At 61.8% G+C, this 6,365-nt stretch carries 8 protein-coding genes; 6 read left to right on the top strand and 2 right to left on the bottom strand.

The window, feature by feature from the left end; translation table 11 throughout:
* Window positions 1-222, bottom strand: a 222-nt coding sequence (locus tag NP534_RS02905; RefSeq protein WP_274097711.1) for a hypothetical protein, incomplete at its 3' end; no start/stop codon positions are given.
* On the opposite strand from NP534_RS02905, the gene NP534_RS02900 reads away from it, so the two are divergent.
* The 4 genes from NP534_RS02900 to NP534_RS02885 are packed head-to-tail and all read left to right on the top strand — an operon-like array spanning window position 221 to window position 5,001.
* Window positions 221-880, top strand: a complete 660-nt coding sequence (locus NP534_RS02900; protein ID WP_186663756.1) for a phage tail protein — start codon at window positions 221-223, stop codon at window positions 878-880. The two genes, NP534_RS02905 and NP534_RS02900, sit on opposite strands and share 2 nt — an antisense overlap.
* 9 nt (window positions 881-889) lie before the next feature.
* Window positions 890-1,273, top strand: a complete 384-nt coding sequence (locus tag NP534_RS02895) for a phage tail assembly chaperone (RefSeq protein ID WP_274097710.1) — start codon at window positions 890-892, stop codon at window positions 1,271-1,273.
* 47 nt (window positions 1,274-1,320) lie between these two features.
* On the top strand, window positions 1,321-1,587 hold the full coding sequence (locus NP534_RS02890) for a DUF1799 domain-containing protein (protein ID WP_443201068.1): 267 nt from the start codon (window positions 1,321-1,323) through the stop codon (window positions 1,585-1,587).
* Window positions 1,588-1,590: 3 nt separating this feature from the next.
* Window positions 1,591-5,001 carry a phage tail tape measure protein gene (locus tag NP534_RS02885; RefSeq protein ID WP_274097709.1) on the top strand — a complete coding sequence of 1,137 codons (3,411 nt, stop codon included), beginning with the start codon at window positions 1,591-1,593 and terminating at the stop codon, window positions 4,999-5,001.
* A gap of 3 nt (window positions 5,002-5,004) precedes the next feature.
* On the opposite strand, the gene NP534_RS02880 is transcribed toward NP534_RS02885, so the two are convergent.
* Window positions 5,005-5,217, bottom strand: a complete 213-nt coding sequence (locus NP534_RS02880) for a hypothetical protein (RefSeq protein ID WP_274097708.1) — start codon at window positions 5,215-5,217, stop codon at window positions 5,005-5,007.
* A 48-nt stretch (window positions 5,218-5,265) separates the two neighbouring features.
* Between NP534_RS02880 and NP534_RS02875 the strand changes: the two genes are divergently transcribed.
* Window positions 5,266-5,604 carry a phage tail protein gene (locus NP534_RS02875; protein ID WP_274097707.1) on the top strand — a complete coding sequence of 113 codons (339 nt, stop codon included), beginning with the start codon at window positions 5,266-5,268 and terminating at the stop codon, window positions 5,602-5,604.
* Between the two features lie 9 nt (window positions 5,605-5,613).
* Complete coding sequence (locus NP534_RS02870) at window positions 5,614-6,363, top strand: phage minor tail protein L (protein WP_274097706.1); 750 nt, start codon at window positions 5,614-5,616, stop codon at window positions 6,361-6,363.
* The last annotated feature ends 2 nt before the right edge of the window (window positions 6,364-6,365 follow it).

Below are 6,365 nucleotides of genomic sequence, written 5' to 3'. Positions count from 1 at the left end.
TCCAAAAGACGCTACTCGAGTACAGCGGAAAGCAAGCGGTCGCCAGTCTTTGCGGAAAAGGGCTTCGCCAATGGCAGCGACAAAAGCCGCCGCTTGAAGCAAGGCTGAGTGACTTGGCTTCGCAGTTGCAGCCATCACTTCCACTTCACTGACACCAACCCTGACGAACGAAAGCCCGCCCAGTGCGGGCTTCGTCGTTTCTACCCAAGAGGAAAACACCATGGCCGCACGCTTCCCGCTGCCGAACGGCTCCGTGCTGGAAATTGCCAGCGTACTCGGCGCCTCAGTCGCCTTCACCGCCCTGACCAACGCGGCGCCACCGGTGGCAACCGCCGCAGGCCACACCATCAAGAACGGAGACGTTCTGCTGGTCAACTCAGGTTGGGCGCTCATCACCGACCGTGCTGTGCGCGCTGCGAGTGTAGCGGCCGACAAATTTTCGCTTGGCGGCATGAACACCAGCAACGTCGAGAAATTCACCGCTGGCGCGGGTATCGGCTCGGTAGTCCCGGTAACCAACTGGGCCCAGATCTCCAAGGTTACGGCCTTCACCTCCTCGGGTGGGGAGCAGCAGTATCTGACCGTGGGCTATCTGGAAGATGACGACGATCGTCAATTCCCGACGAACCGGAACCCGATCACCCTCTCGATCACTGTAGAGGACCAGCCAAGCGCCGCCTATGTCCCCCTTGTGGAAGGCTACGGAGATAGCAAGGAGCTGACAGTGGTGCGGCTGAAGCTGCCAGGCGGTGACCAGATCGTTTATCCAGGGTACGTGAGTATCACATCCACTCCGACGATGGAACGGAACAACCTCATGACGCGCACCATCAGCATCGCGCTCTCGGGCCGTCCCACCCGCTACCTGGCCGGCGCTTAAGGACTCCTCATGGCGAAGATCAAGATCGCGCAAAACCCGACATTTACCGCAGTGGTGCAGGTACCCCGCATCGGCGGCGATCCAGTGCCCGTTGGGTTCGAGTTCCGCTACATGGATCGCGTGGCACTGGCTGGCATGTTCGACCGCTGGAATAAAGCCCGCGATACCTGGGCCGAAAAGGTGAAGAACGACGGCGCAACCTGGGAAGAGGTCACCTCTGGTGAAATCGCCCTCCAGGCCGAACAACTGGGTGAGATCGTCACCGGTTGGGATCTGGAAGACGAGTTCAGCCAAGAGGCGATCCTTGAATTGGTACGCACCTGCACCGGTGCGCCAAAAGCGGTGACCGACGCCTTCCAGGCAGCCTACAGCCCGGCACGCCTGGGAAACTGAGGGCGGCGGCCCGCGCCTGCTATGAGCGTGGCCCGTCTGCCGAGCAGTTGGCGGCCCTTGGGCTGACTCTTGAAGACATCGAAGAGGAAGAGGTGGAGGTCTGGCCGGATGTCTGGCCGGCCTTCCGCCTTTTCGATGCCATGGGCACGCAGTGGCGGGTGGGCCCAGGCGGGCCATCAGGCCTGGATTACACCGCCATCCCCGCAGCGGCCTCAATGCTCGGCATGAAGCGCCGCGACCTCACCGACATTTTCCCCGATCTCCGTGTCATGGAGGTTGAGGCCTTGGCCGTCATGGCCGAATCGATGGAGTAGATCATGACCACCATTGCCTCTCTCGGTCTCCAGATTGACTCCGGTGATGCCGTCGAGGCCAAAGACAACCTCGATCAACTGACGGATGCCGGCAAGCGTAGTGAAGAATCTGCGGGGCGAACTGGGCGGGCCTGGGAAACGGCGCTGGGCAGCCTGCAGGGTGACACCCGGCAGATCGTTCAGGAGCTGCAGTCACTCAACGCCAAGCAGGCCGAGCTGGCGCAGCAGATGGCCACTGTGGGGCGTGCCGTTACCAGCGCTTCCACGGCCTTCAGTAGCGCCGCGGCGAACATGGGGGCTTTCCGCTCTGAGGCCGCGCAGGCGGGCAAGGCCCAGGAAGCACTGACCAATGCGACGGACACTGGGGCGCTGGCGGTCCGGCGCGCTGCCGAATCCGCTGATGAGCAGCAGGCCAGGATTCTGGCCGTGGCCAAGGCCTCGCTGGAGGCCAGCCAGTACGTTCAATCGCTCAACCGGGCGACCGAACAGAGCGCCGAGGTCACCGCGCGGGCAAATGCCGTTCTGTCGGACAGTGCCAGCCGTCAGGCAGCCATCAACAGCCGGGCCCAGGCCCTCATCGCCACGGAGGAGCGCCAAGCGGAGGCGGCGAAGAAGGCCGCCGGCGCGCATCGGGAAGAAGGCCAGGCGCTTGAGGAGCTCCTGGGCAAGATCGACCCGACTGTCGCAGCAATGAGCCGCCTGGACCAGATGGAGCAGAAGCTGAAGGGCTTCCGCACCAGTGGCGCGCTCGATGCAGAGACCTTCGGCGAGTACCAGGCGAAAATCGATCAGGCGCGTACTGCGCTGGGCGGTGCCGACAATGCGCTGAACAAGACAGGCATGACGGCCAAGGCTACGGCTGCTGCATTGCGCGGCGTTCCGGCGCAGTTCACTGACATCGTGGTATCCCTACAGGGCGGCCAGGCGCCCCTCACTGTGCTGCTTCAGCAGGGTGGTCAGCTCAAGGATATGTTCGGCGGCGTCGGTCCGGCCATTCAGGCCCTTGGCGGCTATGTCATGGGCCTGGTGAACCCGTTCACCGTCGCAGCTGCAGCGATGGCCGTGCTTGGCTACGCCTACTACTCCGGCAGCGAGGAGGCCGTCGAATTCCAGAAGGCGCTGATCACGACGGGCAATGCCGCCGGCACTACGTCGGACCGCCTATCCGGGATGGCACGCGAGGTCACGGCCACTGTTGGAACCACCGGCGCCGCGGCTGAGGTGCTCACCCAGCTGGCCAGTAGCGGCAAAATCGCCGCTGGCAGCTTCGTCGAGATCACCGAAGCTGCTTTGGAGTGGCGCTCGGCGACCGGCAAGGCAGTCGAGGAGACCGTTGCCGAGTTCGTGAAGATCGGCAAAGACCCGGTGGCCGCCGCCAAAGACCTCAACGAGCAGTACAACTTCCTGACGACTTCGACCTATTCGCAGATCGTTGCGCTGAAGGAGCAGGGCGACACCATCGGGGCCGCCAAGCTGCTCACCGACACCTACGTCGACACCATTAAGAATCGCAGCAAGGAGGTCACCGAGAACCTTTCCATCTGGGAGCGCGGATGGAAGGCGCTACGTGGCGAGGTTGCTGCCACGGTCGATTCGGTCAAGAACATTGGTCGGGACCAGGACATCGCGAGTCGGATCGTCGACCTGCAGCGCCAAGTCGCTGCGGCACAGAGCGCTGTGAATGCCGATGCCGACGACAGCGATGCTCAGAAGAAGCTCACCAACGCCAGCCTTGAGCTGAAGGGGTTGATCCAGCAGCGGGACACGCAGCAGGCGATAGCCAAGGCTCAGGAACTGGACGCTCAACGGCAACAGGCGGCCATCGTGGCGATCGGCAAGATCGACACCCTGGAGAAATCCGCCAGGACCAACGCCGAGAAGCGGGCCGATGCACTGAAGGAGTACAACCAGTCTCTGGATGCGATTCGCAAGGTCAACCCAAATGATGAACGGCTCAAGCCTGAGACTATCGCCTGGGTGCAGGCCGACATCGCCAAGCAGTTCAAGGATTCTGCAGGGCGCACCACGTCGGTTGACCTCTCCGGGTTCAACGACCAGAAGAACGCGCTGAACGCCATCCTGGCCGAGTACAAGAATCATCAGAAGGAACTGGATGCGGCGCAGAAGGCCGGGCTTATCTCACAGGAGTTGTATGCCGCCCAACGCGCTGCGATCATCGAGCAGCAGAAGGCCGAGGTCACGAACGCCTACGAAGCAGAGATCAAGGCGCTGGAGGAGGCCAAGGGGCGAAGCAGTACCAGCGCCCAGCAGCGAATCCAGCTGGACCAGAAGATCGCCGACGCCCGGGCTGCCATGGTGAAGGCGCAGAAGGACGCCGATACAGAACTTACGGTGCTGGCGACCAATGAACAGGGCCGGCTGGCCAAGCAGGCCAGGGCAGTGCAGACCTACACTGACGCGCTCGGCCAGCAGGTCACAGCGCTGAGGATTCAAGGACAGCGCTCAGCCGACAACCTTGGCCTTGGCGATCGCCGTCGTGGGCTCCAAGATCAGCAGTACGGCATCACTGATCGCATCAACCAACAGCGCCTGGACCTGGCCAACCAATATGGCGACGGCTCCCGCGGCATGAGCCTCGATGAGTACAACCAAAAACTGGCAGCCCTGAGCAAGACCGAGAAGGACCTGCAGGAAACTACCATCGCCAACTACGACCAGATGACGGCCGCCCAAGGCGACTGGCGCAAGGGGGCGTCGTCGGCCTTCCAGAACTACTTGGAGCAGGCCCGAGATGTCGCCGGGCAGACGAGATCCCTGTTCACAAACGCGTTCAGCTCGATGGAGGATGCGGTCGTGAACTTCGCCATGACGGGCAAGTTCTCGTTTGCCGACTTCACTAAGTCGATCCTGGCTGACATGGTTCGGATCGAGACCCAGCGCGCTGCGTCAGGCCTCCTGGGTAGCTTGGCAAGCTGGGGCGCTACGGCAGCCTCTGCGTGGTTCGGCAGCGGGCCGACGTCCGCGGGATCGACCCAGGCCGGATACACCCCTGAGATCATGGACAACTTCGTGTCCGGTCAGCGCGCGGCCGGCGGTCCGGTAGCCGCGAACTCGCTCTACCAGGTCAACGAGTGGGGGCCTGAGCTTCTCAATCAAGGCGGCAAAACCTACCTGATGATGGGTGACGAGGGTGGCAGCATCACGCCTCTCGGAGCCACCTCAACATCAACGATGGCATCGAGTGGCGGAGGGCTGGGGAGTGGAGGGGCCACATCAGTGAGTGTATCCATCACCATCAACAGTGATGGCTCCACCCAAGTGGACTCGAAGACGCCGATGATGGATCAATTCGGAAAGGAGATCGGTGCTTTCGTCGAGGCGAAGTATCGCAAGCTATTGAGCATGGACCTACGTCCTGACGGAGCCATTGGTAGGACCATGCAACGACGCTAGCGCTTACTTCAATTCTGCCTCGACGCGCTCGAGAACCAATTTCTCAAGCTGGCCGAACGGCATATCGCGCGCTCCTTCGCACTTGAAAGTGATCCCGAAGCTTCCGCCGGCCTGGCCGTCAGGTATATCGCACCTGAGGTCGACCTGCGCGCCGACAGACTGCGTCCCATCAGGTGCGTCTTCGTAGATGGTTAGGCTCTTTACGGTAAGTTTCATTCTGTACCTCATTCCTTGGTTGAAGCTCAGTATCCTACCGAGATGATCATGACGATAGAAACATTCCGCTGGCCCACCCAGCGCGGCGAAACGCCAGAAATCAGTTACCGGGTGCGCGAGTCTCGCTTCGGCGGTGGCTACCGGCAAATAGTAGGTGACGGCCCCAACAACAAGGAAGATAGCTACCCGATCACCGTTACCGGTACGAAAGCCCAGGCCCGCAAGGTCATGGAATTCTTCGACCGGCACGGTGGCGCCAAGGCCTTCCTGTGGTCTACGCCACTCGGAGATCTCGGGCTCTTCACTTGCGCCGACCCCAAGCCCACGCCCGTCGGTGGCGGCCGATTCAAAGTCACCGCCACCTTCGAGCGGGCATTTCATCCGTAAGGATTCACCATGTCACTGATCAAGGACATCCAGAGCCTGGAGCCTGGCAGCGAGGTGCTGCTGTTTGAGCTGGATGGCTCAGACTTTGGTGCCGACACGCTGCGCTTTCACGGGCACGCGATACCGCACACACCAGAAGAACTTGCGGCAGCTGGTGCGAACGCCGATCAGCTCCGAGCCAAGTCGATCTGGTGGCAGGGCAACGAATACGGTGCCTGGCCCATGCAGATCGACGGCATAGAGGCGAACTCGGACGGTACTGCCGTGCGGCCCACGTTGACTGTTGGTAACGTCAACGGCAGGATTACGGCCCTGTGCCTGGCCTTTGACAACCTGCTTGAGTTCAAGCTGACGATGCGCCACACCATGGCGCGCTACTTGGATGCGGCAAACTTCCCCGCTGGCAACCCGGAGGCTGACCCTACCGAAGAGGCGATCGAGGTTTGGTACATCGATCAGAAGGTATCCGAGAACGGCACCACCGTTGCTTGGGAGCTTGCCAGCCCTGGTGATGTAGGTGGCGAGACGATCGGACGGCAAATGACTCAGCTGTGCCACTGGGCGATGACCGCCGGCTATCGCGGTCCGAACTGCGGATACACCGGCTCCTACTTCGACCTGGACGGAAATCCCACGGACGACCCAGCCAAGGACCAGTGCAATGGCTGCCTAGATTCAGGCTGCACAGTTCGCTTTGGCCAGGGCAACCAAGTGCCCTTTGGCGGCTTCCCGGCCGTTTCCCTGATTGCTCGGAGCTGACC

Source organism: Pseudomonas sp. 39004 (assembly GCF_028682155.1).
Taxonomy (GTDB): Bacteria; Pseudomonadota; Gammaproteobacteria; order Pseudomonadales; family Pseudomonadaceae; genus Aquipseudomonas; species Aquipseudomonas capeferrum.
Note: the sequence above shows the minus strand (reverse complement) of the source record. Positions and strands in the feature narration are given on the sequence as shown.

Coding starts and splice junctions, on each gene's coding strand:
- NP534_RS02900 (WP_186663756.1), top strand. CDS start 221: ATGGCCGCACGCTTCCCGCTGCCGAACGGCTCCGTGCTGGAAATTGCC.
- NP534_RS02895 (WP_274097710.1), top strand. CDS start 890: ATGGCGAAGATCAAGATCGCGCAAAACCCGACATTTACCGCAGTGGTG.
- NP534_RS02885 (WP_274097709.1), top strand. CDS start 1,591: ATGACCACCATTGCCTCTCTCGGTCTCCAGATTGACTCCGGTGATGCC.
- NP534_RS02880 (WP_274097708.1), bottom strand. CDS start 5,217: ATGAAACTTACCGTAAAGAGCCTAACCATCTACGAAGACGCACCTGAT.
- NP534_RS02875 (WP_274097707.1), top strand. CDS start 5,266: ATGACGATAGAAACATTCCGCTGGCCCACCCAGCGCGGCGAAACGCCA.
- NP534_RS02870 (WP_274097706.1), top strand. CDS start 5,614: ATGTCACTGATCAAGGACATCCAGAGCCTGGAGCCTGGCAGCGAGGTG.